The organism is Streptomyces eurocidicus, from assembly GCF_002891295.1.
Taxonomy (GTDB): Bacteria; Actinomycetota; Actinomycetes; order Streptomycetales; family Streptomycetaceae; genus Streptomyces; species Streptomyces eurocidicus.
In genome coordinates, this window is record NZ_LGUI01000011.1 from 157,464 (window position 1) to 184,363 (window position 26,900).

Sequence of the window (26,900 nt, forward strand, 5' to 3'; positions counted from 1 at the left end):
ACCCCCAGCGGTAGCTGGGGGAGGTAGCCGGGGGAGCTTGAGAACACCGCGCGGTATGGCCAGTGCACCGCGAAGGCCACCCGCCGCGGCACAGCGGCCCTAAGGGCGGCACTTCCCGTTCTGCATGCTGACGGATGGACCGGCTAGGCCGCGGCCGTGTTGAAGGACAGTGTTTGCCTGTGATGGAAGTGCGGAGCCGCCAACAGAGCGGGATCCTCGGCGACGAACGTCGCCGAAGGCTTGTCCCTCACCTGGTCCATCCAGTCCCACACCGTGAAGTCGTGCCGCACGTAGACAACCTCTTGCGGCCCCTTCATGTCGACTGAGAAGTGGACACCTGTGATCACGTCGTCCCTGGCGCTGACCAGTACGACATCCCGGTTCGCCTCGGCTATGAAGCGCATGACCTCATGAGCCGGTTCGTCATGGCCTGCGATGGCCAGGATGTGCTGATCGGCCGCCGTCTTCTCCCGTGGCAGGCGGCGGGCCACGAACTGGGAGAAGTCGGCGAGATGTGCCATCAACGCGGCGACGACTTCCCGCCTCGACTCGGTGAACCCCTGTGCGGGCGTGGAGCGGAACGAGAAACTCAGACCGTTCGCCAGGAGATAGTCGATCTGTGTCATCTCATGCCGAGTCGGGTAAAGGACGCCGTCATCAAGGCCATGCCGGCGGAGCCAGTCGTTCACCTCGCTCCACAGCCAAGCATGCGCCCTGCCCACGGTGCCTTCCGGCCGGGGAAAGGGCTCTTTGTCGGCGAGGCGTGCGCCGGTCGCCCACTGATGGACGTTCTGCCGCGAGCGACCTGTCCGCTCGGCGATCTCCTGCACTCCGACCAGATCACGGTCCAGCCGCAGCAGTCGCAAGCCGGGAACCAGTTCGCGGGCGATGTGGGCCACCGAGAGCGCGGCTTCGACAGCGTTGTCCCCAACGGAAGAGACACTGAGAAGGTTCTGACCGCCGGCCCGGGCGAGCATTGCGTCCAGTTCATCTGCGAGGCGGTTGACTGCTGCGGCGTCGTCGACAGTCGCTCCGTCCACGACGAACGTGAACTCATACTCCATATGAATGCCCCCTGTGTCGGTGGCTAGAGTGCCCGAGCTGTTGGCAACCGTCAACAGTAAGACCTACCATACCGGACCAAAAGGTAAGCCGGTGAGTGGGATGTCACTCGCGCGACCTCCCTGTCAGACTTCTGTTCGGGGCGTCCGGCGGCAGGGGGCATCGCCGTGCCGTGCGAGCGATCCGCCTGGCGAGATTCCCCTCGTTCCGCGGTGTCCCCGGAACCGGAATCGTCGTACACGCGTTGTCGCACGGGCAGTGCAAGCGGGCGCCGTGCCCTTCCTTGCGGAGGGTCCATCCACCCTCCTTCAACAGCCCCTCGACGACCTTGCGCACGTCCTTGGACTGGATGCTCGACGCATCCAGGGGTTTGCCGACCATCAACTCACCCCCGAGCGGCAAGAGTGGCCAACCAGCCGGATGTCGACAAGCCGTGCTGGAAGCCGGAGCTCGCCAACGATCACAAGGGGTATGCGGCTACTGTGTGATGACACTGAGGGGGATTCTCCTCTGACGCCGGCCTCGACACGGGACCGGCCACTCCCCGAGGCGCGCTGCTATTTGCACCGGAGGCGTCGCTCTCTGGCACTGTTCGGACCAAGATACTCCCAACTGCGGTCGGGCGTCCGGATCTACCAGGCATCAAGAGATCGAACCTGACGGGTGACCGGTCGATCGGCACGTGGCAGCAGGCGCTTTCAACTGCCGTGCCGCATGGATCCCTTGACTGTCCTCCTCGGGCGATGGTGCGCCGAGCCGTCGTCGCGTGTCCGCCCAACTCCACTGCACGCCCGTTTACTTCTGTGATCCCGGCGGCCTCTGCCAGATCCGGCAGGGCAGCACACCCGACCCCGTCAATCCCCCGGCGGCAACGACCCCAGCAACGCCTCCAACGCCCCCGCGAACGCGGAATCCGGCGGTGTCCCGTAGCCCACGATCAAGCCGTCCTCCCCCTCCGCGACCCCCTTCCCGGTGAACCGGAACCGCGACATTCCCTCCAGTGCCAGCCCCTGCCACGCCGCCGCCTGGAGCGTCGCCCGCTCCGTGCCCGGTGGCAGGGCCAGGACCGCGTGGAGGCCGGCCGCGATGCCGGTGACGCGGATGTGCGGGGCGTGTTCGGCGAGTGCCGCGACCAACTGGTCGCGGCGGCGCCGGTAGCGCTGCCGCATGGCGCGTACGTGACGGTCGTACGCGCCACTGGTCAGGAGTTCCGCGAGGGTCAGCTGGTCCAGGACGCCCGAGCTCCACTCCCCCGCCCGCTTCAGGGCCAGCACGTCGCCCACCAGGTGCTCGGGCAGCACCATCCACGACAGCCGCAGGCCCGGGGCAAGCGACTTGCTGGCCGTGCCGAAGTAGGCGACGCGGTCCGGGGCGAGGCCCTGGAGGCAGCCGACGGGCTGCCGGTCGTAGCGGAACTCGCCGTCGTAGTCGTCCTCCAGGACGGTCCCGCCGGTGCGCACGGCCCAGTCGACGACGGCGGCCCGCCGGTCGGGGTGCAGCGGCACACCGGTGGGGAACTGGTGGGCGGGCGTGAGCAGTACCGCCCGTACGCCCCTGCGCTCCTCCAGCGCGGCGACGTCCGCGCCGAGCGGGTCGATCGCCAGCTCCGAGCAGCGCAGTCCGGCCCGTTCCAGGGCTTCGTGGTGGAACCAGAGCCCGTACTCCTCGACGCCCACCTCGCGGACGCCGCGCCCCCGCAGCACCCGGCCGGTCAGCGACAGCCCCTGGGTGAAACCCGCGCACACCACGATCCGCTCCGGGTCGGTGCGCACGCCCCGGGCGCGGGCCAGGTAGTCGGCGAGGGCGGTCCGGAGCTCGACGCGGCCGCGCTCGTCGACGTGGCCGAACGCCTCGTGCGGGGCGGCCGCGAGGGCCCGCCGGGCGGCGGAGAGCCAAGCCGCGCGCGGGAAGGCGGAGACGTCGGCGGTGCCGGGCCGCAGGTCGTAGGCGGGCCGCCGGGTCGTGCGCGGCGGCGTGGCGCCGCGCTCGGGCGCGCGGGGCGCGGCACGTGGCGCGACCCGGGTGCCGGAGCCCTGGCGGGCGGTGAGCCAGCCCTCGGCGACGAGCTCGCCGTAGGCGTCCGCGACCGTGTTCCGGGCCAGGCCCAGGTCGGCGGCGAGGGAGCGGGAGGACGGCAGCCGGGTGCCGGGCGCGAGGCGGCCGGAGCGCACGGCGTCGCGCAGGGCCCTGATCAGGCTCGCCCGGACCCCGCCCGGCCCGGTCAGGTCCAGGTGCAGATCGGCGCCGGTCCCGGCGTTCCCGCCGGGGTCTTCCACCGCCGGAGTGGCCCACGATTTCTCCATGGGAGTGGACCATACCGCTGGGCTATCCCCGTCCTAGGCTCGGTCCCATGACCACGACGAACGCCACTCAGTCCACCCACACCCACGCGCCCCGCATGCTCCTGCACGAGGTCGCCCCCGACGTCCAGAAGGCGATGATCGGGCTGGAGATCGCCGCCCGTAAGGGCCTCGACCAGTCGCTGATCGAGCTGGTCAAGATCCGCGCCTCGCAGCTCAACCACTGCTCCTTCTGTCTCGACATGCACACCAAGGACGCCCGCCGCCTGGGCGAGAGCGAGGAGCGGATCTACCTGCTCAGCGCCTGGGAGGAGGCCGCCGGCCTCTACACCGAGAAGGAGCAGGCCGCCCTCGCCCTCACCGAGGCCATCACCGTCCTCACCGACGGCTTCGTGCCCGACGCGGTGTACGAGCGCGCCGCCCGCAGCTTCGAGGAGCCGGAGCTGGCCCGGCTGATCTCCCTGATCGTCACGATCAACGCCTGGAACCGGATCGGCGTGACCACGCGCCTGTTCCCGGGCGCCTACCAGGCCCACGCGTGACGGCCGCGGCCGTCCTGCGCGCCCTGCACCACGCGCCGGGCGCCGGGGGCGGGCCGCTGGTCCTGCCCGGCCCCTGGGACGCCACGAGCGCCCGCGCCTTCGCGGACGCCGGTTTCCCCGCCCTGGCCACGCCGAGCGCGGGGGTGTCGGCGTCGCTGGGGTACGCGGACGGGGAGGCGCCGGCCGCGGAGATGTTCGCGGCCGTCGCCCGGATCGCGCGGGCCGTGGACGTGCCCGTCTCCGCGGACGTCGAGGACGGGTACGGGCTCGCGCCCGGCGAGCTGGTCGGCAGGCTCCTGGAGGCCGGTGCCGCCGGTTGCAATCTGGAGGACTCCGACCGGCGCACCGGCCTGCTCAAGGAGCCGGCCGAACAGGCCGACTTCCTCGCGGCGGTACGCGCCGAGGCGGGCGCCGCGCTCGTCGTCAACGCCCGCGTCGACACCTTCCTGAAGGGCGACGCGGACCCGGCCCCGGCGATCGCGCGCGGCAGGCTCTACGCGGCGGCCGGGGCGGACTGCCTCTTCCCGATACTGGCCCCGCCGGCCCTGCTGGCCGGCCTCGGCGAGGCCGTGGGCCTCCCGGTGAACGCCCTGGCCAGGCCGGGCGGGCCGGGTCCGCGCGAGCTGGGACGACTGGGCGCGGCGCGGGTCACGTTCGGCGGCGGGCTGCACGCCAGGGCGGCGGCCGGTGCGGCGGAAATGGCGGCGGAGCTGGCCGCGGGCCGGTGGGGCGGAGATGCCTGAGCCGGGGCCGGAGGACCGGACCACGGCCGGGCCTCCGGCCCCGGTCCTCAAGCGCCGGCCGGGCTGATTTCAGCCTGTCCGGGGGCACCTCCTGGGGGCACCCCCAGCGGTAGCCGGGGGAGCTTGAGGCCACCGCGAGTCAGCGCGGAAAGGGGTCTGGGGCGCAGCCCCGGTTCCGGGAAGGGGCGGGCAGGGGAAAGACCCGCCGGTCACCCCACCCGCCGTCACCCCCCTACGGCAGCCACTTCTTCCACACGTCCGGATGCCGCTCCACCCACCGCTTCGCCGCCTCGTCCGCCGGCAGCTTCTCCTCCGCGATCATCTGCGCCACCTCGTTCTGGTCCTCCTTCGACCAGTGGAAGTTCTTCAGGAACCGCGCGGCCTCGCCGCCCTTGCGGGTGAAGTCCGCGTTGAGGAACTTCTTCAGCGTCGAGGTCGGGTAGGCGCAGTTCACGGTCGACGGGTCGGCCGTGCCCTTCTCCGCGCAGGCGTCCGTGTACTCGGGCAGCTTCACCTCCACCATCGGCACCTCGTTGAACAGCCACTGCGGCTCGTACCAGTAGCTGAGGAACGGCTGCTTCTTCTTGGCGAACTGCTGGATCTGGGTGATCTGCGCCGCCTCGGAGCCCGCGAAGACGACCTTGTAGTCCAGGCCGAGGTTCGTGACGAGCGCCTTGTCGTTGGTGACGTACGACGGCGAGCCGTCCAGCAGCTGGCCCTTGCCGCCGCTCTCGGCGGTCCGCAGCTGCGCGGCGTACTTGTTCAGGTTCCGCCAGTCGAGGACGTCCGGGTGGGCGTCCGCGAAGTACTTCGGCACCCACCAGCCGATGTGGCCGGTGACGCCGAGGTCGCCGCCGGGAGTGATCGTCTTCTTGTCCTCGACGTACCGCTTCTCCTGCGCCGGGTGGCCCCAGTCCTCCAGGATCGCGTCGACGCGGCCCTGGCTGAGGGCGTCCCAGGCGGGCACCTCGTCCACCTGCACGGTGTCGACGCGGTAGCCGAGCTCCTTCTCCAGGAGGTATCCGGCGACGGCGGCGTTGGCCCGGGCTCCCACCCAGGACTGCACGGACAGGGTGACGGTCCTCGTGCCCCCCGCGTCGGCGTACGGGGACGCCTGCTTGGTCATGTCGGCCGCTCCGCAGCCGGTGGTGGCGAGCAGGGCGAGGGCGCCCGCCGCCACGATCCACTGACGAGCCCTCACGCGCCCGCTCCCTTCTTCTCCGCCTTCGTCGGCTGGGTGACCCGGTCGAGCATCAGCCCCAGGCAGACGATCGCGGCACCCGCGACGAGGCCGGTGGCGAGGTCGCCCTGGGCGAGGCCGAACACGACCTCGTAGCCGAGCGCGCCGCCGCCGACGAGACCGCCGATGATGACGACGGACAGCACCAGCACCACGGCCTGGTTGACCGCGAGCAGCAGCTCCGGGCGGGCCAGCGGGAACTGCACATGGCGCAGCTGCTGGCCGCTGGTGGCACCGAGCGAGCGCGCGGACTCCATGGCGCCCGGGTTGACCTGGCGCAGGCCCTGGCTGGTGATCCGGACCACGGCGGGGAGCGCGTAGACGACGGCGGCCGCGGCGGCCGGCGCCCGGCCGATGCCGAAGAGGGCGACGACGGGGATGAGGTAGACGAACTGCGGCATCGTCTGGAAGACGTCCAGGACCGGGCGCAGCAGCCGGTCGACGCGCGGGCTGCGCGCGGCGGGCACGGCGACGGCGAAGCCGAGTACGAGCGTGACGGCGACGGCGGCCAGCACCTGCGAGAGGGTGTCCATGGAGACGTCCCAGCGGCCGAGCACGCCGATCGCGGCGAGCGCGAGGACGGCCGTGAGCGCGGTGCGCCAGGTGCCGATCAGCCAGGCGAGGGCGGCGACCAGCAGCAGGGCGCCCCACCAGGGGAGGCCCTGGAGGCCGTCGCGCAGGGGGTCGAGGACCCAGCCGGTGTAGTGGCCGGCGAGGTCGGCGGTGCCGCCGATGCCCGGGAGGCCCGTGTACAGGTGGTCGACTATCCAGTCCTTGGCGTCGTTGACGGGAGCGGCGATGGCGACGGTCCAGTCGCCGGGCCAGGGCTTGTCGCCTGTGACAAGGGCCGCTGCCGCGACCGCGGCCAGGGTCGCGAACCGGACGGTCGCCCGCCGGGTGCGGGCCGTCGTCAGCTTGTGCCCGCCCGTTCCACCCCGCGGAGCGCCTGCCCACAGCCTGCGGGGCGAGGCCATGCCCGCCGTCGTCCGGTCCAGGACGATCGCCAGCAGCACGATCGGGATGCCCGCGGCGAGGGCGCTGCCCACGTCGACGGTCGACAGGGCCTGGTAGACGCGGTCGCCCAGGCCGTCGGCGCCGATGACGGACGCGATGACGGCCATCGACAGGGCCATCATGATCGCCTGGTTGACGCCGAGCAGCAGCTCGCGGCGGGCCAGCGGCAGCCGCACGGTGAGCAGCCGCTGCCGGGAGGTCGCGCCGAGGGACTCGACGGCCTCCAGCACGCCCTTGTCGGTGGCCCGCAGGCCCAGCGCGGTCAGCCGTGCCATCGGCGGGGCCGCGTAGACGACGGTCGCGAGGACGGCGGGGGCCACGCCGATGCCGAAGACGAGCACGACCGGCATGAGGTAGGCGAAGGCGGGCAGCGCCTGCATGGTGTCCAGGACCGGCCGCAGCGCGCGGAACATGCGCTCCGACAGGCCGGCCGCGAGGCCGAGCAGGGCGCCGACGGCCACGGACGCGGCGACGGCGACGATCATCAGCGCGAGTGTCCGCATGGTCGGCACCCACATGCCGAGCAGCCCGCACACGGCGAACGACGCGAGCGTGGTGGCGGCGACCCTGACCCCGGCCACCCGCCAGGCGAGCAGCCCGGCGCCGGCCGTCACACCGGCCCAGCCGAGGGCGAGGAGCACGGTGTAGACGGCGTGCACGGCGCCGATGATCGCGCCGCTGATGTGGCCGAAGAAGTAGAGGAAGAGCCAGTGGTGGTCGCGGTTGTCGATGATCCAGTCGTTGGCGCGGCCGAGCGGGCCGGTCAGGTCGACGGTCAGCGCGTGCGGCCAGGCACCGCTGCCCCAGGCCATGGCGGCCGGGGGGACGAGGACGGCCGCGGCGGCCGCGAGGACGAGGAGCTTACGGGCGGCGGGGCGGGCCCACAGGGCCCGCAGGGCCCCCGGCGCGGGATCCACGTCGGGCCCGGGCGCCGGGTCCGCCGCGGGGCGGGCGCCGGGGGCACCGGCCGCCGTCTGCTTCGCCTTGGCGGCGGAGGCGGGGCGGGCGGGAGAGGTGGCGGTGCTCACGCGGTCCACCTCGTTCCCCGTACGGCCCGGCGGGCGCCGGGCGCCGGATGCGGTGCCGTGCGGCTCCGGGCCGCTGCGGAGCGGGGGTCCCGCGGCGTCTCCGTGCACTCCGGCACCTTCTGTTTATGGGGTCCTGTGTTCACGCCGCCGCCTTCCCGTCGCCGTCCAGTCCCGCCACCACGCCCAGCAGGCCGCGGTGGTCGACGACGCCGATGCAGCGGCCGCCGTCCACGACGCGGGCGGCCGTGCCCGTGCGGGCCACGGTGCCGATCGCGTCGGCGACCGTCGTGGTCGGGGACAGGGCCTCGCCCGTGTCCGCCTCGCCCGCGGCCGCGGGCCGCATCGCGCGGCGGACGGTGAGGACCTGCTCGCGGGGGACGTCCCGGACGAAGTCACGGACGTAGTCGTCGGCCGGGGAGCCCACGATCTCCTCCGGGGTGCCGCACTGCACGACACGGCCGTCGCGCATCAGGGCGATCCGGTCGCCGATGCGCAGCGCCTCGGCCAGGTCGTGGGTGATGAAGACCATGGTGCGGCCCTCCTCGCGGTGCAGGCGGTCGACCTCCTCCTGCATATCGCGGCGGATCAGCGGGTCGAGCGCGCTGAACGGCTCGTCGAACAGCAGGACTTCGGGGTCGGCGGCGAGGGCGCGGGCGAGGCCGACGCGCTGCTGCTGGCCGCCCGAGAGCTGGCCGGGGCGGCGGTCCTCCAGGCCGGCGAGGCCGACCTTCGCCACCATCTCGCGGGCCTTCTCGCGGCGTTCGGCCTTGCCGACGCCCTGGATCTCCAGGCCGTACGCGACGTTGTCGAGGACGGTGCGGTGCGGGAGCAGGCCGAAGTGCTGGAAGACCATGGCGGCGCGGTGTCTGCGCAGTTCGCGCAGGGCACCCTTGTCCATGCCGCAGACGTCCTCGCCGTCGATGGCGATGGTGCCGGAGGTCGGCTCGATGAGCCGGGTCAGACAGCGGACGAGGGTGGACTTGCCGGAGCCGGACAGGCCCATGACGACGAAGACCTCGCCCTGCCGGACGTCGAAGGACACGTCGCGCACGGCGACCGTGCAGCCGGCCTCCTCGCGCAGGGCCTCGGGGCCGAGCTCGGCGAGCTCGCCGCCGGGCACCCGCTCGGCGTGCGGGCCGAAGACCTTCCACAGGTTGCGGACGGAGAAGACCGGGGCGTCGGTGGCGGCGCCGGCCGCGGCCGCGCTCACTTGGTATCACCGCCCGTGGCCGGGGCCGAGGCAAGCATTTCGGCGCACTTCTCCCCCACCATCAGCACTCCGATCATCGGGTTGACCGCGGGCATCGTCGGGAAGACGGATGCGTCGGCGATGCGTACGCCGTCGAGGCCGCGGATGCGCAGCTGCGGGTCGACGACGGCCTGTTCGTCGTCGGCGGCGCCCATCCGGCAGGTGCCGGCGGGGTGGTAGACGGTGTGCGCGACCTGCCGGGCGTAGGCGCTGAGCTCCTCGTCGGAGGTGATCTCCGGGCCCGGGCAGACCTCGCGCTTGAGCCAGCCGGCCAGCGGCTCCGTCTTGGCTATCTCGCGGGCGATCTTGATGCCGTCGACGAGCGTGCGGCCGTCGTAGTCGTCCTCGTCGGTGAAGTACCGGAAGTCGAGGGCGGGCTTCACGGCCGGGTCGGCGCTGGTGAGGTAGAGCCGGCCGCGGCTGTGCGGCTTGGGGATGTTGGGGGTCATCGACACGCCGTGCGGGGGCTTCTCGTAGCCGATGCGCTCGGGGTTGTCGGTGAACGGGATCTGGTAGAAGTGGAACATCAGGTCGGGGCCGTTGGCCGCCGGGTCGCGCCGGACGAACAGGCCCGCGTCGGAGTCCATCGCGGAGTTCTCGGGGATCGGCCCGTGGGTCTCCCAGACGATGACCGACTCGGGGTGGTCCAGGAGGTTCTCGCCGACGCCCGGCAGGTCGTGGACGGCCGGGATGCCGAGGGCGTCCAGGTCGGCCTTGGGGCCGATGCCGGAGTGCAGCAGCAGCCGGGGCGTGTCGACGGCGCCGGCGCACAGCAGGACCTCGCGGCCCGCCTCGACGAGCAGCTCCTCGCCGTCCTTGGTGCGGACCCGCACCCCCGTGGCCCGGGTGCCGTCCAGCTCCAGCTTGTACGCCCAGGTCTCCAGCAGGATGCGGAGGTTGGGGCGGTCGCCGGCCTCGATGTGGGGGTGGAGGTAGGCGACGGAGGCGGAGGAGCGCTTGTTGTCCTCCGGGTGGTAGGCGAGGTCGAAGAAGCCCACGCCCTCGTGGAACGGCCGCTTGTTGAAGCCCTCCACGCGCGGGACGTCGATCGCGGCCTGAGCGGCCTCGACGAAGTCGCGGGCGATGGCGTTCCGGTCCTTCTCGTCGACGGCGACGATGTTGTTGCGCAGCCGGGCGAAGTACGGGTCCATCGACTCCGCGTCCCAGCCCTCGGCCCCGGCCGTCGCCCACTCGTCCCAGTCGCCGGGCAGCGGCTTGAAGGAGATCAGGGTGTTGTGCGAGGAGCAGCCGCCGAGCACGCGCGCCCGGCTGTGCCGGATGTGGGAGTTGCCGCGCGGCTGCTCCGTCGTCGGGTAGTCGTAGTCGAGGTCGCCGCCGAGCAGCCCCAGCCAGCGGCGCAGGGTGAGCACGTCGGGGCGGTCGATGTCGGACGGGCCGCCTTCGATGACGACGACACTGGTGCCGGGGTCCTCGGCGAGCCGGGAGGCGATCACCGAACCTGCGGTGCCGCCGCCGACGACGACGTAGTCAGCGGTGATCCTGGCGCGGGTCTCTTCGACGGGGGGCATGGGGGTACTCCTCGGAGGGCAGGAAGGTTCTTCGCGTACGGGACGGGCGGGCGGGGGCGCGCTCACCGGCTTCGGTGGGCACGCGCCCGCTCGCGGGAGGGCGCGGCTCAGCCGGCGAACCAGCGCACCGGCTCGGGGGCGAGGTTCTGGTAGACGTGCTTGGCCTCGCGGTATTCGGCCAGGCCGGCCGGGCCGAGCTCGCGGCCGGTGCCGGACTTGCCGAAGCCGCCCCACTCCGCCTGCGGCAGGTAGGGGTGGAAGTCGTTGATCCAGACGGTGCCGTGGCGCAGCCGCCCGGCGACCCGGCGGGCGCGGCCCGCGTCCTTGGTCCAGACGGCGCCGGCGAGCCCGTACTCGGTGTCGTTGGCGAGGGCCACGGCCTCGTCCTCGGTGCGGAAGGTCTCGACGGTGAGGATCGGCCCGAAGGTCTCCTCGCGGACGACCTTCATGGTGCGGTGGCAGCCGTCGAGGACGGTCGGCGAGTAGAAGTAGCCGGCCGCCGGGCGGGCCTCGCTCGGCTCGGGCTGGGATCCGCCGCAGCGCAGCACGGCGCCCTCGGCGAGCGCGGAGGCGACGTACGCCTCGGTCTTGTCGAGCTGCTGGGCGGAGACCAGCGGGCCGCACTCGACGCCTTCCTCGGTGCCCCGGCCGAGCCTGATCCGCTGGGCGCGGCGGGCGAGTTCGGTGACGAAGCGCTCGCGGACGGACTCCTCGACGATGAGCCGGGAGCCGGCCGAGCAGACCTGGCCGCTGTGGATGAACGCGGCGTTGAGTGCCTGGTCGACGGCGGTGTCGAAGTCCTCGTCGGTGGCGCAGGCGTCGGCGAAGACCACGTTGGGGTTCTTGCCGCCGAGTTCGAGGGCGACTTTCTTCACGCTGGGCGCGGCGGCCTGCGCGACCTTGACGCCCGAGGTGAGGCCGCCGGTGAAGGAGACGAGGTCCACGTCGGGGTGCTCGGAGAGCCGGGCGCCGACGGGGTCGCCGGCGCCGGTGACGAGATTGGCGGCACCGGCCGGCAGACCGGCCTCGGCCAGCAGCCGCACCAGCAGCACGGTGGACAGCGGGGTGACCTCGCTGGGCTTGATCACGAAGGTGTTGCCCGCGGCGAGGGCCGGGGCGATCTTCCAGCTGGCCTGGAGCAGCGGGTAGTTCCAGGGGGTGATCAGCGCGCAGACGCCGACCGGCTCGTGGACGACGACGCTGTGCACGGTGGCCGATCCGGCGTCGACGACCCGGCCGGCGCCCTCGGCGACGACCAGGTCGGCGAAGTAGCGGAAGGCGTCGGCGACGCAGTCGACGTCGATGCGGCCCTCGGCGAGCGTCTTGCCGGTGTCCCGGCTCTCGGTCAGCGCGATCTCCTCGCGATCGCGTACGAGCAGTTCGGCGACCCGGCGCAGCAGCGCGGCGCGCTCGGCGACCGGGGTGTGCGGCCAGGTGCCGGTGTCGAAGGCGCGACGGGCGGCGGCCACGGCGGCGTCCGTGTCGTCGGCACCGCCCTCGGACACCACCGCGAGGGTCTTGGCGTCCGCGGGGTCGAGGACCTCGCGCTGCGCGCCGGACGCGGCGGCGCGCCACTCCCCGTCCACATGGATGGTCTCGACTGACGACATGTCTCTTCTGCCTTCCGATATCCGAAACGTCCCGTTACCGGATCGAGCAGCGCTCGGGCCGGCAACGGGACGCGCCTAACCAGAAGGCGGAAACATATGCCTCGGTTTTCACAAAGAGTGACCCGAGTCACTCAGAGTCAGTGAATTTGGATGGATATGGGCGCCTATGGGAGTCGGCGATGCCGGTAGGCGCCCATGAGGCCCTCCTGGGGTGCGGGGCCCTCCGGTCACCTCCCGGTGGAGCAGTATCCGGTGGGGCAGAACGAGCCGAGCACCGCCCGGAAGATCTGCACATGCGCCGTCCACGCCTCCGACGGCCCGGCGACCAGCAGGGCGTACTGCTTGCCGTCGCCGGCGGTCATGGCGTGCAGGGCCACGTGCCGGGCGGGGCCCGAGTCGGGGCTGTACGTGTACTCCAGCTCGGCCGCGCCGTCGCTGAGCTTCCACAGGCCGAGCTTGCGGTAGCCCTTGTTGCCGGAGACGGCCTTGTCGGTCGCGACGACCGCCTCGTAAGGCGTCTTCTCCGGGCCGTTCAGGGCGAAGACCTGGATCAGGCTGCTGCCGTCCGCGTTCTTGTAGAAGACGCTGACCCCCTGGGTGCTGCGGGTCCAGCCGCGCGGCACGGCCAGCGTGAAGCCGGCCGAGTCCTGCACCCGGGTGTAGCCCGAGGGCACGCCGGAGACGTCACTGGACGCGGCCGACGGGGTGTACGTCGACCCGCCGGAGGTGGTGCCCGAGGTCGTGGAGCCGTAGGTGGACCCGTACGTGGAACCGTAGGTCGAGCCATAGGTCGAGCCGTACGTGGAACCGTAGGTGGAACCGGTCGTGGAGCTTCCGTACGTGGACCCGGTCGTCGACCCGTACGTGGAACCGGTGGTGGAACTCCCGTAGGTGGAACCCCCGGACGTGGAACCGTACGTGGTACCCCCGTATGTGGAGTCGCCGTACGACGAACCGGGCGTCGGCGGCGCGGTGTAGCCGGGCCGCACGCTGCCGCCGGGCGGGCCGCTCTCCTCGTCGTCCCGGAACAGCGCCCAGGCCCCGATGCCGATGCCGCCCGCGAACACCACCCCGACCAGCACACCGGCCAGGATCGTCGCGCGCATGGGCCCGGTCTGCGGGTCGTCCGGCCCGCCCGCGCCGAGCAGGATCTCCGGTTCGTCCGGGTCGTAGGGGTTGTTCGGGGACGGGTCGTCGTCCACCCACTGCTGGAGATCGGCGTCCCAGCGGCTCATCTGTCCCACCCCTTCACGCCAGGAGCTGGGTGATCGCCTGCACGACGGAGAGCGCCGACGCCAGCCCGCCGGCCGCCGTCGCCCCGCCGGTCAGCAGGGCCCGGAGCCGCACCAGCCGGCCGCGCTCGGCGCGGCCGTCCCGGACGGCCGTCGCCTCCAGTCCGGCCAGCTCGCCGTCGACGTCGTCGAGGCCGTCGTCCTCGGACCGTGCCAGCAGCGGGAGTTGCCCGCGCAGTTCGCGCACGGCCGTCAGCAGCTCGGGCGGCAGGGCCAGCAACTCCCGGGAGGAGTCGACCGCCTCGGCCTCCGGGCCCGCGGCCAGCGCGCCACCGAGCATCTCGCCGACGGCGATGCCGCCGGCCCCGGGCGCCCCGACGGCACGGGCACGGGGCCCGCGCCCGCGTCCGGCGCGGCGGGCGCGCCCACGCGCTCCGAGCGGTCCTCGGCCCGGGCCTTCTCACCGCTGGCGACGGCGCCGCCGCTGATGCGGCCGATGACGATGCCACCGCCCTTGCCGTTCCCGTCGTTCCGTGTTCCCTCGGTGTCGTCACCCATCACGATCCCCCGTCCTTCGTCATGTTCTTCGCCTTGGCGCCGGTGCCCGCGGCGACCGCGCCGCCGCTCATCGAGCCGATGAAGACGCCGCCTTCGCTGATCTGCACGATCTGCTGCTCGAACTGGTCGGTCTCGTAACCCTGCGAGCGCAGGGCGTCCCGCACGCCGCTGGCGATCCGGTCCTGGACCGTCTTCACATAGCGGCTGATGTCCATCTCCTGGAACAGCGAGACCGTCTCCGCGCCGCCCAGCTCCCGCACGGACCGCTCCGGGCCGTCCGGCAGCGCGCGCTGCGGCTCGGCCAGCCAGGTGCGGAAGCCGGAGGCGCCGGCGCGGACGGTGGAGACGGCGGACGCGAAGCCGGCGGCGGGGCCGCTCAGCAGCGCCCGCAGGCCGTCGCGCAGCGGGTCGCTCTGGCCGCGCGCCGCGATGACGTCGACGGACCGGAACTCCGTCCTGATCGGCGTCAGGATGTGCGGCACGACCTCCAGCACCAGCATGCCGCCCTGGGTGTGCACCCTGACCAGGACGGACACCACGACCTGCTCGTCCCAGGCGCCGACGCGCACCCGCAGGAAGTACCGGCGGGCCTCGCCGCCCTCGTCGACCGCCTCGGCCACGTGCTGCGACACGGCGGCGGCCGCGTAGTCGAGCCGGGGGCGGGGCGGGCCGACCGGGAGATAGACGAACTCCTCGATCTCCAGGTCCTTCAGCCGGTCCCGGCTGGTCTCGGCGGCGCCCTTCCGCAGCGCCTCCAGCCGGGGCCGGACCAGGTCCACGACCGTCCGGCCGGTGAAGGGCGCCTGACCGGCGTCCGGCGCGCCGGCGCCCCCGCGCCGTCTGAGCTCCAGGGCGAACGACCAGGGCTCGTAGGGCTTCCCCATCCCGATGAAGGGACGGCCCGCGTCGTAGATGGCCATCCCCGCGTACTGCTCGCGGTCGATGGCCCGCACGATCCGCTGGTGGTACGGGGTGGTGGGCTCGGCCCGGGGCGCCAGCGCGAACGCCTGGCGGCTGAGCTCGTTGCACATCACGTCCGTGACGCGCCTGCGGTGCGCCCACACGGGGAGGACCAGCAGCAGCGGGAAGATGATGCCGAGCCAGTTGTCCGCGCCGGTGGCCAGCTGGTAGAGCGCGTACGCCCAGTAGGCGACCGTGAGCACCGCGGGGACGACGGGGATGAGCTTGCGCACGTTCCCCTTCATCGCCTCGCGCAGGGTGCGCTTGTCGACCACGTACACGGACGAACCGCGCCCGGCGGAGGCGGCGGCGGACCACTGGAAGAAGCTCACCAGCGCGTAGATCCCCGACCAGATCGGCGGCCCGACCGTACCCACTTCGATGCCGATGAAGGCGCCCCAGATCACCAGGAGCATCAGCGCCGTCAACGCGTCCTGCGCGCGGGCGCGCAGCGCGTGCGCGAGCACCGGCACGACGTCGACCCCGAGCGACGGCGCGATGGGCCGCTCCTCGTGCTCCACCAGCTCTTCGATGACCCGGCGGCGGAACTCGATGTCCAGGTACGTCCCGGCACACAGCAGCCTGGTGGCCTCGGTGCGGGAGTCCTGTGGGGTGGTTGCTGTCATACATCCCCCGATCGTCGAACTCATCTGCGGTAACACATGAGTTGACGGATTTTCGGAGAACTCAGAATAGGCCAGAAGTCCCGGGCGCAACCCCTGTCGGGGCGCAATTGAAGGGCCGGATCCCGCCGCGTACGGATGCCTTCACGAACGGGCGTCCGAATGTTGCCAAGGTCATCACCGTCAAAACACGGTCACACCACCACAGGTGCCGCACGGCCCGGGCGACAGGGCCGGCGGCGAGGAGTGGACGCCGATGATCCGTGCGCGACAGCAAATCCGGCACCGCCCCGTGAAAAGGGGCGTGCCCCCGGCAGCCGAAGCTGTCGGGGGCACGCCCGTGGAACGATCCGTGGATCAGATGAGGCCCAGGCCGCGGACCGCGTCGCGCTCCTCGACGAGCTCCTGGACGGAGGCGTCGATGCGGGCGCGGGAGAACTCGTTGATCTCCAGGCCCTGGACGATCTCGTACTTGCCGTCCTTCGTGGTGACGGGGAAGGACGAGATGATGCCCTCGGGGACGCCGTAGGAGCCGTCCGACGGGATGCCCATGGAGGTCCAGTCGCCGACGGCGGTGCCGTTGACCCAGGTGTGGACGTGGTCGATCGCGGCGTTGGCGGCGGAGGCGGCCGAGGAGGCGCCACGGGCCTCGATGATCGCGGCGCCGCGCTTGGCGACGGTCGGGATGAAGGTGTCGGCGAGCCACTGCTCGTCGTTCACGACCGCGGCGGCGTTCTTGCCCGCGACCTCGGCGTGGAAGATGTCCGGGTACTGGGTGGCGGAGTGGTTGCCCCAGATCGTCAGACGCTTGATGTCGGAGACCGACACGCCCGTCTTCCGCGCCAGCTGCGAGATCGCCCGGTTGTGGTCCAGACGGGTCATCGCGGTGAAGCGCTCGGCCGGCACGTCCGGGGCGGCGGCCTGCGCGATGAGCGCGTTGGTGTTGGCCGGGTTGCCGACGACGAGGACCTTGATGTCGTCCGCGGCGTGGTCGTTGATGGCCTTGCCCTGGGGCTTGAAGATGCCGCCGTTGGCCTCCAGGAGGTCACCGCGCTCCATGCCCTTGGTGCGGGGGCGGGCGCCGACGAGGAGGGCCACGTTCGCACCGTCGAACGCGACGTTCGGGTCGTCGGTGATCTCGATGCCGCGGAGCAGCGGGAAGGCGCAGTCGTCGAGCTCCATGGCGGTGCCCTCGGCGGCCTTCAGGCCCTGCGGGATCTCCAGCAGCCGCAGCTTGACCGGCACGTCCGCGCCGAGGAGGTGACCGGAGGCGATGCGGAAGAGCAGCGCGTAGCCGATCTGACCGGCCGCGCCGGTAACGGTGACATTGACGGGAGTGCGGGTCATGGCGATCTCCTGCTGCGAACTGGGGTTGGGTGTCCCTGCCCATTTGTGAGGATCTCTCTCGGTGTCAAGAGATCCGGCGTCAGGCTATCCGACCGCGCACCCCCTGAACCGCCGACCCCGTGTGGGACGCCTCACCGTGGCGCCGCCGGCCCGGCGACGAGGGGGACCACGCGGGACCGCCCGCCGACGCGCCAGGGCGCGCCGGGACGCGTCGGCGGGGGTGCGCGGGGGCGTGGGGCGGGGTCTGCGGGCCGGGCTCCGGCCCGCACGGCCCGCGGGCCCGGGGCGGGCGGCCGGGCTCGTACGGGCCGGGGCCCGGGGGCGATGTCCGACGCGTATCCCGGCCGTGGCTCCGGCCCCACGGCCGCGCGGGCTCGTACGGGCCCGGGGCGCGGGGCGCGGGGCCGGTCTCCGGCGGACGGTCCGGCTGCGGCTGCGGCTGCGGCTGCGGCTGCGAGGGGCGTACCGGCCATGGTCCGGGCCCCACCGCCGGGCGGCCGCGTACGGGCACCCTTTGAGGACGCACGGAAAGCTTTCGGCCAGGTTCAGCCCGTCGCGCCCGGCGACGCCGCGCGCGGGACCGTGCAGCCCTGGGCGCCCGCCGCCAGCGTGGCGCAGGCCGTCGCCTGGCCCGGGGCGGAGACCGCGACCATGGGGGTGTAGCCGTCGGCGGCGCGGGCCACGCGCCCCGACTCCGTACGGGCCGGGACCGAGCCCTGGGCGCGGGCGCTTATCCGCACGGCGTCACCGACGGCCGCCCGGGTTATGCGCCCCCACGCCGCGCCGCAGACCGCGCTGTAGCGCACCTCGACGTAGGACGAGCCGACCGTCGCGGAGCCGGCCGTCGTGGCGCGGGCGCCCCCGCAGCCCATGGCCTCCGGGTCCTTGCCCGCGCAGTCGGCGCCCACGCACTTCACCCCGGCCGGCAGGTCCGCCACGGCGCTCGCGCTCGGCGCGGCCGCCGCCGTGCCCCCGTCCGGCCCGTGGCCGCCCGTGCCCAGCAGCAGGACGGCCGCCGCGACGACCAGCAGCGCGCCGACGACGCCGGTGACGAACAGAGCGATCCGGCGGCGCGGCGGGCCCGGGGCGGGGATGGCGCTCGCCCGGTAGTCCGGCGGTACGGGCGTACGGGGCACGGACGGCCGGGACCCCGGGCCCGGGGCGGCCGCGGGCGTGGCCCGTACGCCCTCCGCGCCCGCCGCCGGCCCGCCTCCCGACGCCCCTTCCGGGCGGTCCGGCGGCCGCGGTTCCCGGCACAGCGGCTCCGAACGCAGCGCGCCCTGCTCCCGGGCGCCCGCGCCCGCCCGCGCCGCCGGGGCGGCCCGAACTCGCCCAGCGCGGCCCGCGCCCGGGCGACCCGCATCGCCTCCACCGTCACGTCGTGCCGGAGCTCGGAGCGGCTCCAGGACCGCTCGGCCAGCTCCCACATGGTGCTCAGATGGCCGACGTCCGTGCCGGTCACCTCGGCCAGGGCCTCCGCGGCCCCGCGCGGCGGGAGCAGCCGGCCGTTCAGATAGCGCTCCCACGACGTCTTGCTGTACCCCGTGCGGTCCGCGACGGCGCTGATGCTCAGCCCGCTGCGCTCGACGAGTCTGCGCAGCTGTTCGGTGAACTCCCGTACCTGCGGATCAAGTTCCTCCGGTATCGCCCTCCAGCGAGGCATTGCCCTCCCCTGCTCCCCCGATGCGTACGCCGACGCGCGCCGCGCCCGCGTCCGGCCGTGTGTCGCGGCGCGGCCCGTCGCCGCGGCGCCCGTCCACAGTCTTCGGTGCTGGCTACCCAGGGGGATGCCGCAACTCGGCGCGGCAGTTCCCCAGCGGGGGGCGCACAGGGGTATTCGGGGCGAACGCCCCTCCCGGTATGCGCCCTTGTCACATCCGCCGCACAACTGGTACACGACAGGGACCTCGTACCGGAACAGCTACCTCCGGGCTACAGGGCACCCGGAGATCTTGAAACGGCCCGCCGGGGTCAAGATCCTCTGGAGTGGGCGGTGGCCCGTCCCCCCACGGGGGTGGAGGACGGGCCACCGCGGCCGCTCACCCACGGGCGCGGCGGTCCGCACCGCACGCGCGGCGGTACGGGCCGCCGTGCCGACCGCGGGCGGGCGCGGGGAGCGGCCGGCCCCGGAACCGGCCTGAAACAGACGGTCCTCCGCTTCTCCGCCCTCCCACGGGTTTCGGAGCCCGGCCCGGGGGCTCGGAACCGGCCCAGGGTCCCGGAGCCCGGTCCAGGGCTTCGGCTCCCGGCCCGGGGGCTCAGACCCCCGTCGCCCTCCTCAGGTTCTCGTCCAGCGCGTCCAGGAACTGCTCCGTGGTCAGCCACGGCGCGTCCTCGGAGATCAGCAGCGCCAGGTCCTTGGTCATCCGGCCGCTCTCGACCGTCTCGACGCAGACCCTCTCCAGCGTCTCCGCGAACCGGGTGACCTCGGGGGTGCCGTCGAGCTTCCCCCGGTGCGCCAGGCCCCGGGTCCAGGCGAAGACCGACGCGATCGGATTGGTCGAGGTCTCCCTGCCCTGCTGGTGCCGGCGGTAGTGGCGGGTGACGGTGCCGTGCGCGGCCTCGGCCAGGACGGTCCGCCCGTCCGGCGACATCAGCACGGAGGTCATCAGGCCGAGCGAGCCGAAGCCCTGCGCGACGGTGTCGGACTGGACGTCCCCGTCGTAGTTCTTGCACGCCCAGACGTAGCCGCCCTTCCACTTCAGCACCGCGGCGGCCATGTCGTCGATCAGCCGGTGCTCGTAGGTCAGGCCCTTCTCGTCGAACCCGTCCTTGAACTCGGCGTCGAAGACCTCCTGGAAGAGGTCCTTGAAGCGGCCGTCGTACTTCTTGAGGATCGTGTTCTTGGTGGACAGGTAGACCGGGTAGCCACGGGCGAGGCCGTAGCGGAACGAGGCCCTCGCGAAGTCGCGGATCGACGCGTCGTGGTTGTACATCGACAGGGCGACGCCGGGCCCCGGGAACTCGTGGACCTCGACCTCCAGCGGCTCCGAGCCGTCCTTCGGGGTGAAGGCCATGGTGAGCGTGCCCGGGCCGGGGATCTTGAGGTCGGTGGCCCGGTACTGGTCGCCGAAGGCGTGGCGGCCGACGACGATCGGCTCGGTCCAGCCGGGGACCAGGCGCGGCACGTTCCCGATGATGATCGGCTCGCGGAAGATCACACCGCCGAGGAGGTTGCGGATGGTCCCGTTGGGCGAGCGGTACATCGCCTTGAGGCCGAACTCCTCGACCCGCGCCTCGTCCGGGGTGATCGTGGCGCACTTCACTCCGACGCCGTACTCCCCGACGGCCCTGGCGGCCTCGACGGTCACCTGGTCGCTGGTGGCGTCGCGGTGCTCGATGCCCAGGTCGAAGCGTTTCAGCTCGATGTCGAGGTACGGGCGGATCAGCTTGTCCTTGATGAAGGACCAGATGATGTGAGCCATCTCGTCGCCGTCGAGCTCGACGACGGGCGCGGCTACCTTGATCTTGGCCATGGGGGGTCCCTTCCCCGCCCCGGCCCCTCCCGTAACCGGAAGACCCACCTCCGGTGTGGCGCCCGACGCTGCCGGCGGACGCCCGTCCGGCGCCGGCCGGGACGGCTCCCCGGGCCGGCGCCGGACGGGCGCCGGCCCCCGCTACACCGTGAAGTGCAGCACGTCCTCCAGGAACGGGATCTTCACCCACGGATGCGGCTGCGCCATCAGCGAGAGCAGCAGGATCGCCACGCCCAGCCCGCCGTACGTGATCATGTCCGTGAACCGCGACCGGACCGCGAGCATGCCGACCGACGGCAGCGCCCACCGCAGCACCGCGCCGCCGATCATCGCCAGCCCGATCAGCAGCGTCCCCACCCGGAACGCGTCGAGGGAGACCACCAGCAGCCCCACGCCCGTGACGCCCAGGACCGTCAGCAGCGGCCACTGCCGGGCCGGGGCCGGGGCGTCACCGGGGGCGGCGCGGCCACCGCCCTCGGGGCGGGCGGTGTCGCGCGTGAGCTGGAAGCGGCGCGACTTCGCGGCCGCCGCCCGCCGCGGCTCCTCCGGCGGACCGGCCGGCTTCCCGCCCGCCTCGCCGCCGGAGTTCCCGCCGGTCCTCCCGGACTCAGCCCGCATTGCCGATTCCGGCGGCGCGCTCGGCGGCCTCCACCACGTTGACCAGCAGCAGCGCCCGGGTCATCGGGCCCACGCCGCCCGGGTTGGGGGCGACCCAGCCGGCGACCTCGGCCGCGCCCGGGTGGACATCGCCGACGATCTTGCCGTTCTCGTCACGGCTGACGCCGACGTCGAGGATGGCCGCGCCCGGCTTGATGTCCTCGGGCTTGATCAGGTGCGGCACACCGGCGGCGGCGACGATGACGTCCGCCTGGCGCAGCTGCGCGGAGAGGTCACGGGTGCCGGTGTGGCAGAGGGTGACCGTGGCGTTCTCGGACTTACGGGTCAGCAGGAGGCCGATCGAGCGGCCGACGGTGATGCCGCGGCCGACGACCACGACGTGCGCGCCGTTGATCTCCACGTCGTGGCGGCGCAGCAGCTCGACGATGCCGTGCGGGGTGCAGGGCAGCGGGCCGGTCTCGTTGAGGACGAGGCGGCCGAGGTTGGTCGGGTGGAGGCCGTCCGCGTCCTTGGCCGGGTCCATCAGCTCCAGCACGCGGTTGGTGTCGATGCCCTTGGGAAGGGGGAGTTGGACGATGTATCCGGTGCAGTCGGGGTTGTCGTTGAGCTCGCGGACGACTGCCTCGATCTCCTCCTGCGTGGCGGTGTCGGGAAGTTCGCGCTGGATCGACGCGATGCCGACCTGGGCGCAGTCGCGGTGCTTTCCGGCCACGTACCACTTGCTGCCGGGGTCGTCGCCGACCAGGAGGGTGCCCAGGCCGGGCGTGACGCCCTTGGCCTTCAGCGCCTCCACGCGGGTGGTGAGTTCGGACTTGATCGCGGCGGCGGTGGCCTTGCCATCGAGAATCTGGGCGGTCATGCCCCCCATCCTCGCGGATGGGGTGGCACTCATTCCAGTCAGGTCACGGCCGCTCATGTACGTGTGACGCTGTCAGTGCCGTATGTCACGATGATCGGAGTAGCCGCGACTGTCGGGGGCCGGGCGGCCACTGTCCCCGCATGTCCCCTTGCCCCTCGTACGGTCCGGCTCGTCCCCGCCCCGAGACCGCTCGAAGGATCACCAGGTGACCTACCCGCCCCAGCAGCCCTCCCAGTACCCCCAGTACCCGCAGCAGCCCCAGCAGCCCGGTCAGCCGTACGCACCGTTCCCGCAGCAGGCCGCCGGTTACGGCTATCCGCAGGGCGGTTACCCCCAGGGTGGTTACCCGCAGGGCGGCTATCCCCAGGGCGCGCCCGCCATGCAGCAGCGCCCGCCGCTGGCCGGCTGGTGGTCCCGGGTGGCCGCGCAGCTGATCGACGGCCTGCTGCTCGGCCTGATCCCGTTCGCCTTCATGATCATTGGCATCGTCATGGTGGTGATGTCCTACGCCGACTGCGTGGACAGCACCACCAACACCGTGGACAGCACCTGTGAGCCCTCCACCGGGGCCATCGGCACGGGCATGGCGCTGATGGTCATCGGCGGCCTCCTCGGCTTCGGGCTCGGCCTGTGGATGCTCTACCGCCAGGGCAAGACCGGTCAGACGGTCGGCAAGAAGATGATGAACATCGCCGTGGTGCGGGAGCGCGACGGCCAGCCGACCGGCTTCGGCATGGCCTTCGTCCGCAACCTCGCGCACATCCTCGACGGCCTCCCGTTCAACCTGGGCTACCTGTGGCCGCTGTGGGACGACAAGAACCAGACCTGGGCCGACAAGATGGTCGGCACGGTCGTCATCCGCACGCGCTGAGACGGCGTGCCGCGGCCGGTGTGCCGGGGCACCCGCCGCGGCTCGTTCCGCGCGCACGCCGAGGCCGCGCCCCGAAGCTTTCGGGGCGCGGCTTTCGCGTACGTACGACGGGCGCCCGGCGCGCCCCGTGCGCCTAGTGGAAGAAGTGGCGCGTCCCCGTGAAGTACATCGTCACGCCCGCCGCCTTCGCGGCCTCCACGACCTGCTCGTCACGGACCGAACCGCCCGGCTGCACCACGGCCTTGACGCCCGCGGCCGTCAGCACCTCCAGCCCGTCCGGGAAGGGGAAGAAGGCGTCGGACGCGGCGTACGAACCCGCGGCCCGCTCCTCGCCCGCCCGCTGCACCGCGAGCTTCGCGGAGTCGACGCGGTTGACCTGGCCCATGCCGACGCCGACCGTCGCGCCGTCCTTGGCCAGCAGGATCGCGTTGGACTTCACGGCGCGGCAGGCGCGCCAGGCGAAGGCCAGCCCGGCCAGCTCGTCGGCGGAGAGCGCCTCGCCCGTGGCGAGCGTCCAGTTGGCCGGGTCGTCGCCCTCGGCCTGGAGCCGGTCATTGGCCTGGACCAGGACGCCGCCCTCGACGGGCCGCGACTCGCCGTGCGCCGCGGGGGCGTCGGCGCAGCGCAGCACGCGGATGTTCTTCTTGCGGGCCAGCACCTCGACGGCGCCGTCCTCGTAGGCCGGGGCGACGATGACCTCGGTGAAGATCTCGGCGACCTGCTCGGCCATGGCGACCGACACCGGGCGGTTGACGGCGATGACGCCGCCGAACGCGGACAGCGGGTCGCAGGCGTGCGCCTTGCGGTGGGCCTCGGCGACGTCCGAACCGACCGCGATGCCGCACGGGTTGGCGTGCTTGATGATCGCGACGCAGGGCTCGGTGTGGTCGTGCGCCGCCCGGCGGGCCGCCTCGGTGTCGACGTAGTTGTTGTAGGACATCTCCTTGCCGTGCAGCTGCTCGGCGTAGGCGAGGCCCTTGCCCGTGCCGTCCGTGTAGAGGGCGGCGGGCTGGTGCGGGTTCTCGCCGTAGCGCAGGACCTGCTTGCGCGCGTAGGAGACGCCGATGAAGTCCGGCCAGGGGCCCTCGTCGGCGCCGTAGCCCTCGGCGAACCAGTTGGCGACGGCCACGTCGTAGGCGGCCGTGTGCTGGAACGCCTCGGCGGCCAGGCGCTTGCGCCGCCCGAGGTCGAAGCCCCCGTCGGCGGCGGCCTTCAGCACGTCGGCGTAGTGGCCGGGGTTCACGACCACGGCGACGGAGGGGTGGTTCTTGGCGGCGGCGCGGACCATCGAGGGGCCGCCGATGTCGATCTGCTCGACGCACTCGTCGGGCGCGGCGCCCGAGGCGACGGTCTCGCGGAAGGGGTAGAGGTTGACGATCACGAGATCGAAGGGCTCCACGCCCAGCTCGGTGAGCTGCTCGCGGTGCGAGGCGAGGCGGCGGTCGGCGAGGATGCCGGCGTGCACGCGCGGGTGCAGCGTCTTCACCCGGCCGTCCAGGCACTCGGGGAAGCCGGTCAGCTCCTCGACCTTGGTGACCGGGACCCCGGCCTCCGCGATCTTCCCGGCCGTCGAGCCGGTGGAGACGAGCTGGACACCGGCCGCGTGCAGACCGCGGGCCAGCTCGGCCAGCCCCGTCTTGTCGTAGACGCTGACCAGGGCGCGCCGGATGGGCCGCTTCGTACCTTCAGCGGTCACGCCCTCGGGGGTCGTGCCTTCGGAGGTCGTAGCTTCGACGGTCACGGGATTCTTACCTTTCGTCCCTCTATGCGATAGCCGTCGCGGGCCAGACGCCCCACGACATCGACGAGCAGCGCTCGCTCGACTTCCTTGATCCGCTCATGCAGCGCGGATTCGTCGTCCTCGTCCCGGACCTCCACCACGCCCTGCGCGATGATCGGGCCGGTGTCGACGCCGTCGTCGACGAAGTGGACGGTGCAGCCGGTCACCTTCGCGCCGTACGCGAGCGCGTCGCGCACGCCGTGGGCACCGGGGAAGCTGGGCAGCAGGGCGGGGTGGGTGTTGACCACCCGGCCGCCGAAGCGGTCCAGGAACGCCTTGCCGAGGATCTTCATAAAGCCGGCCGAGACGACGAGGTCCGGCGCGTGCGCGGCGGTCGCCTCGGTCAGCGCCCGGTCCCAGGAGTCCCGGTCGGCGTGGTCCTTCACCCGGCACACGAAGACGGGCAGCCCGGCGCGCTCGGCGCGCTCCAGCCCGGCGATGCCGTCCCGGTCGGCGCCCACGGCCACGACCCGGGCGCCGAAGCCGTCCGGATCGGCGGCGATCGCGTCGAGCAGGGCCTGCAGATTGGTGCCCGAGCCGGAGACCAGCACGACGAGCCGGGCGGGTGACGGGGGCGCGGGAGGCGCGGAGGCCACGGCGGGGCCCTTTCTCGCGGGTGATGCGGTTTGTATGGTCGTACGAGACGGAGGGGTCGCCTGATACGGGGGACTCTACGAAGCCGCCGACCGCCAGCAACGATACCGGCACGCGGAACGGCCCCCACGGGACGGGGGCGGCCGCGGAAGGTAGCGTCTGGAAGCAGCGCACGGAAAGCGCGGGCAAAGCGCGAGGAATCCGAGCGCGACGCCGTACGTTCGGTGTGCAGTACGTCATGCGGTCACGTTCTGGCGTACGGGACACGTCGGCGCGCCGTGCGCAGGACGACGACACGAGACGTGTGCAGGACGACGACACAAGGGGAAGACACACTCCACATGCCGGACCGACGCCGCCACGCGGCTCACCACCTCGCGCTGCCCACCGCGTCCATGGAGTCCGCGGGGCCCTCGGGACCCACCGTGTCCCCGGGGTCCGCCGCGTCCGCGGCCACGGAGTCCACCGGAGGCCGGCGATGAGGAACGCCCGGATGTCGCACGAGCGCCCGTCCTCGCAGTCCCCGTCCCCGGACGAGCAGCGGGACGACAACCCCTTCGCACCGCCGCCGGAGGGGCGGCCGGACCGGCCCTGGGAGCCGCGCGAGCGCCCGGAGGGGCGCGAGGGCGGCACCGACGGGACGGGCCAGGGGGGCCAGGGAAACCCGGCGGGCCCGGGAGGTCAGGGAGGTCAGGGGGACCAGGGAGGCCCGGACGGCACGGGGTCGCAGAGCGGCGGTCAGCCTCCGGTGTGGGGCAGCCAGTGGAGCAGCCGGCAGCCCGGGCGCCAGGACGGCGGCTTCGGCGGCGGGCCCGGCGGACCGCGCCGGCCGGGTGGCCAGGGCGGCGGTCCGGGCGGCAGCGGCGGCCTCCGCTGGGACCCGACGGACCCGGCGCAGCGGCGTGCCCGCTACGCCCTGCTGGCGGGCATGTGGGGCTTCTTCTTCGCCCTCTTCAGCATCCCCCAGGTGGCCCTCCTGCTCGGCGCCCTCTCCCTTTACTGGGGCATCAGCTCCCTCCGCGCCAAGTCCACGCCGCGCCGACCGGACCCGGACAACCCGGCGGCACCCTCCCCGGGCGCGTTCCGGCCGCAGACGACGGCGGCGGTGAGCGGCCTGGTCACGGGCGGGCTGGCGCTGGCGATCGTAGCGGCGACGTTCCTCTTCCAGATCGTCTACAGCGACTACTACACATGTGTGGACGACGCGCTGACCCAGACGTCACGGCAGGCGTGCGAGAACCACCTGCCGAAGGAACTGCGCCCGCTGCTGGGGGCGCAGGACTGAGACCGGGGCGCTCCGCGGGGCGCCTCCCACCGCTTCCGCTTCTGCTTCTGCTTCTGCTTCGAGAACGCCGGGCGGGCCGGGTCTTCCGGCCTGGCCGGCGTTCGGGCGTTCGGGGCGCCAGGGCGTTCGGGGGTGTCGGGGCGCCAGGGCGTTCGGGGCGTCGGGGCATTCGGGGCGCCGGGGCGAGATCCGGGGGCTGGGGCAGCCGGGGGACGGGGGCGGAGCCGGGCTGAGGCCGGGGGCGGCCGGAGGCGGCCGGGCTGAGGTCAAGGGGCGGCCGAACGGCGGCCGGTGGCGGAGCCGGGGAGCGGCCTGAGGCCAGGGGCCGGCCCCGGGCGGCCGGGCTGAGGCCAGGGGCAGAGCCGGGCGGCCGGGCTGAG

Annotated in this window: 21 protein-coding genes and 1 pseudogene; 4 read left to right on the forward strand and 18 right to left on the reverse strand. The window is 73.0% G+C overall.

Features of this window, described 5'->3' with window-relative positions:
- Positions 1–143 precede the first annotated feature (143 nt).
- Positions 144–1,064, reverse strand: coding sequence for a helix-turn-helix transcriptional regulator (locus tag AF335_RS28595; protein WP_102921328.1), 921 nt, complete (start codon positions 1,062–1,064; stop codon positions 144–146).
- An 852-nt stretch (positions 1,065–1,916) separates the two neighbouring features.
- Positions 1,917–3,365 carry a MocR-like pyridoxine biosynthesis transcription factor PdxR gene (gene pdxR, locus AF335_RS28605; protein ID WP_102921330.1) on the reverse strand — a complete coding sequence of 483 codons (1,449 nt, stop codon included), beginning with the start codon at positions 3,363–3,365 and terminating at the stop codon, positions 1,917–1,919.
- A 47-nt stretch (positions 3,366–3,412) separates the two neighbouring features.
- On the opposite strand from pdxR, the gene AF335_RS28610 reads away from it, so the two are divergent.
- Both AF335_RS28610 and AF335_RS28615 read left to right on the forward strand, forming a co-directional pair.
- A complete protein-coding gene (locus AF335_RS28610) occupies positions 3,413–3,904 on the forward strand; it encodes a carboxymuconolactone decarboxylase family protein (RefSeq protein WP_102921331.1) in 492 nt (163 codons plus the stop codon).
- Entirely contained in the window at positions 3,901–4,647 is a 747-nt protein-coding gene (locus AF335_RS28615) for an isocitrate lyase/PEP mutase family protein (protein WP_102921332.1), read from the forward strand. The genes AF335_RS28610 and AF335_RS28615 overlap by 4 nt, the downstream gene beginning before the upstream one ends.
- A gap of 232 nt (positions 4,648–4,879) precedes the next feature.
- On the opposite strand, the gene AF335_RS28620 is transcribed toward AF335_RS28615, so the two are convergent.
- The 14 genes and pseudogenes from AF335_RS28620 to AF335_RS28680 form a co-directional block, all read right to left on the reverse strand.
- Positions 4,880–5,848, reverse strand: coding sequence for an ABC transporter substrate-binding protein (locus AF335_RS28620; RefSeq protein ID WP_244927194.1), 969 nt, complete (start codon positions 5,846–5,848; stop codon positions 4,880–4,882).
- Positions 5,845–7,818, reverse strand: a complete 1,974-nt coding sequence (locus tag AF335_RS28625; protein WP_102921476.1) for an ABC transporter permease — start codon at positions 7,816–7,818, stop codon at positions 5,845–5,847. Before AF335_RS28625 ends, AF335_RS28620 begins: the two co-directional genes overlap by 4 nt.
- 250 nt (positions 7,819–8,068) lie before the next feature.
- A complete protein-coding gene (locus AF335_RS28630) occupies positions 8,069–9,139 on the reverse strand; it encodes a quaternary amine ABC transporter ATP-binding protein (RefSeq protein ID WP_102921333.1) in 1,071 nt (356 codons plus the stop codon).
- Complete coding sequence (locus AF335_RS28635) at positions 9,136–10,707, reverse strand: GMC family oxidoreductase (RefSeq protein WP_102921334.1); 1,572 nt, start codon at positions 10,705–10,707, stop codon at positions 9,136–9,138. Before AF335_RS28635 ends, AF335_RS28630 begins: the two co-directional genes overlap by 4 nt.
- A 107-nt stretch (positions 10,708–10,814) precedes the next feature.
- Positions 10,815–12,317 (reverse strand): aldehyde dehydrogenase family protein, encoded by a 1,503-nt coding sequence (locus tag AF335_RS28640; protein ID WP_102921335.1) that lies wholly within the window; start codon positions 12,315–12,317, stop codon positions 10,815–10,817.
- 227 nt (positions 12,318–12,544) lie between these two features.
- Positions 12,545–13,552: a hypothetical protein gene (locus tag AF335_RS28645; RefSeq protein ID WP_102921336.1), complete on the reverse strand. Its 1,008-nt coding sequence runs from the start codon at positions 13,550–13,552 to the stop codon at positions 12,545–12,547.
- 13 nt (positions 13,553–13,565) lie between these two features.
- Positions 13,566–13,889, reverse strand: coding sequence for a hypothetical protein (locus tag AF335_RS28650; protein WP_102921337.1), 324 nt, complete (start codon positions 13,887–13,889; stop codon positions 13,566–13,568).
- 217 nt (positions 13,890–14,106) lie between these two features.
- On the reverse strand, positions 14,107–15,693 hold the full coding sequence (locus tag AF335_RS28655; protein WP_102921338.1) for a hypothetical protein: 1,587 nt from the start codon (positions 15,691–15,693) through the stop codon (positions 14,107–14,109).
- 354 nt (positions 15,694–16,047) lie between these two features.
- Complete coding sequence (locus AF335_RS28660) at positions 16,048–17,037, reverse strand: malate dehydrogenase (RefSeq protein WP_102921339.1); 990 nt, start codon at positions 17,035–17,037, stop codon at positions 16,048–16,050.
- A gap of 545 nt (positions 17,038–17,582) precedes the next feature.
- Complete coding sequence (locus AF335_RS36505; RefSeq protein ID WP_342353977.1) at positions 17,583–18,173, reverse strand: DUF2690 domain-containing protein; 591 nt, start codon at positions 18,171–18,173, stop codon at positions 17,583–17,585.
- Between the two features lie 368 nt (positions 18,174–18,541).
- A pseudogene (locus AF335_RS36510) lies at positions 18,542–18,700 on the reverse strand (helix-turn-helix domain-containing protein); the annotation flags it as partial.
- A 595-nt stretch (positions 18,701–19,295) separates the two neighbouring features.
- The gene (locus AF335_RS28670; protein ID WP_102921340.1) at positions 19,296–20,513 is read right to left on the reverse strand and encodes an NADP-dependent isocitrate dehydrogenase; all 1,218 of its coding nucleotides are present in this window, start codon (positions 20,511–20,513) and stop codon (positions 19,296–19,298) included.
- 141 nt (positions 20,514–20,654) lie between these two features.
- On the reverse strand, positions 20,655–21,131 hold the full coding sequence (locus AF335_RS28675; RefSeq protein WP_102921341.1) for a DUF3017 domain-containing protein: 477 nt from the start codon (positions 21,129–21,131) through the stop codon (positions 20,655–20,657).
- On the reverse strand, positions 21,121–21,990 hold the full coding sequence (locus AF335_RS28680; protein WP_102921342.1) for a bifunctional methylenetetrahydrofolate dehydrogenase/methenyltetrahydrofolate cyclohydrolase: 870 nt from the start codon (positions 21,988–21,990) through the stop codon (positions 21,121–21,123). Before AF335_RS28680 ends, AF335_RS28675 begins: the two co-directional genes overlap by 11 nt.
- 205 nt (positions 21,991–22,195) lie before the next feature.
- On the opposite strand from AF335_RS28680, the gene AF335_RS28685 reads away from it, so the two are divergent.
- Positions 22,196–22,861 (forward strand): RDD family protein, encoded by a 666-nt coding sequence (locus AF335_RS28685; protein ID WP_102921343.1) that lies wholly within the window; start codon positions 22,196–22,198, stop codon positions 22,859–22,861.
- A gap of 133 nt (positions 22,862–22,994) precedes the next feature.
- On the opposite strand, the gene purH is transcribed toward AF335_RS28685, so the two are convergent.
- Both purH and purN read right to left on the reverse strand, forming a co-directional pair.
- On the reverse strand, positions 22,995–24,557 hold the full coding sequence (purH, locus tag AF335_RS28690) for a bifunctional phosphoribosylaminoimidazolecarboxamide formyltransferase/IMP cyclohydrolase (protein ID WP_102921477.1): 1,563 nt from the start codon (positions 24,555–24,557) through the stop codon (positions 22,995–22,997).
- Between the two features lie 41 nt (positions 24,558–24,598).
- Entirely contained in the window at positions 24,599–25,237 is a 639-nt protein-coding gene (gene purN, locus AF335_RS28695) for a phosphoribosylglycinamide formyltransferase (RefSeq protein ID WP_102921344.1), read from the reverse strand.
- Between the two features lie 491 nt (positions 25,238–25,728).
- On the opposite strand from purN, the gene AF335_RS28700 reads away from it, so the two are divergent.
- On the forward strand, positions 25,729–26,520 hold the full coding sequence (locus AF335_RS28700) for a hypothetical protein (RefSeq protein ID WP_228772891.1): 792 nt from the start codon (positions 25,729–25,731) through the stop codon (positions 26,518–26,520).
- Positions 26,521–26,900 lie beyond the last annotated feature (380 nt).

What these genes read in the sequence shown, in the direction of transcription:
- pdxR (WP_102921330.1), bottom strand. Translation starts at nt 3,365, where the DNA reads ATGGAGAAATCGTGGGCCACTCCGGCGGTGGAAGACCCCGGCGGGAAC.
- AF335_RS28635 (WP_102921334.1), bottom strand. Translation starts at nt 10,707, where the DNA reads ATGCCCCCCGTCGAAGAGACCCGCGCCAGGATCACCGCTGACTACGTC.
- AF335_RS28655 (WP_102921338.1), bottom strand. Translation starts at nt 15,693, where the DNA reads ATGACAGCAACCACCCCACAGGACTCCCGCACCGAGGCCACCAGGCTG.
- AF335_RS28700 (WP_228772891.1), top strand. Translation starts at nt 25,729, where the DNA reads ATGTCGCACGAGCGCCCGTCCTCGCAGTCCCCGTCCCCGGACGAGCAG.
- AF335_RS28650 (WP_102921337.1), bottom strand. Translation starts at nt 13,889, where the DNA reads ATGCTCGGTGGCGCGCTGGCCGCGGGCCCGGAGGCCGAGGCGGTCGAC.
- AF335_RS28660 (WP_102921339.1), bottom strand. Translation starts at nt 17,037, where the DNA reads ATGACCCGCACTCCCGTCAATGTCACCGTTACCGGCGCGGCCGGTCAG.
- AF335_RS28610 (WP_102921331.1), top strand. Translation starts at nt 3,413, where the DNA reads ATGACCACGACGAACGCCACTCAGTCCACCCACACCCACGCGCCCCGC.
- AF335_RS28595 (WP_102921328.1), bottom strand. Translation starts at nt 1,064, where the DNA reads ATGGAGTATGAGTTCACGTTCGTCGTGGACGGAGCGACTGTCGACGAC.
- AF335_RS28640 (WP_102921335.1), bottom strand. Translation starts at nt 12,317, where the DNA reads ATGTCGTCAGTCGAGACCATCCATGTGGACGGGGAGTGGCGCGCCGCC.
- AF335_RS28670 (WP_102921340.1), bottom strand. Translation starts at nt 20,513, where the DNA reads ATGGCCAAGATCAAGGTAGCCGCGCCCGTCGTCGAGCTCGACGGCGAC.
- AF335_RS28680 (WP_102921342.1), bottom strand. Translation starts at nt 21,990, where the DNA reads ATGACCGCCCAGATTCTCGATGGCAAGGCCACCGCCGCCGCGATCAAG.
- AF335_RS28675 (WP_102921341.1), bottom strand. Translation starts at nt 21,131, where the DNA reads ATGCGGGCTGAGTCCGGGAGGACCGGCGGGAACTCCGGCGGCGAGGCG.
- AF335_RS28645 (WP_102921336.1), bottom strand. Translation starts at nt 13,552, where the DNA reads ATGAGCCGCTGGGACGCCGATCTCCAGCAGTGGGTGGACGACGACCCG.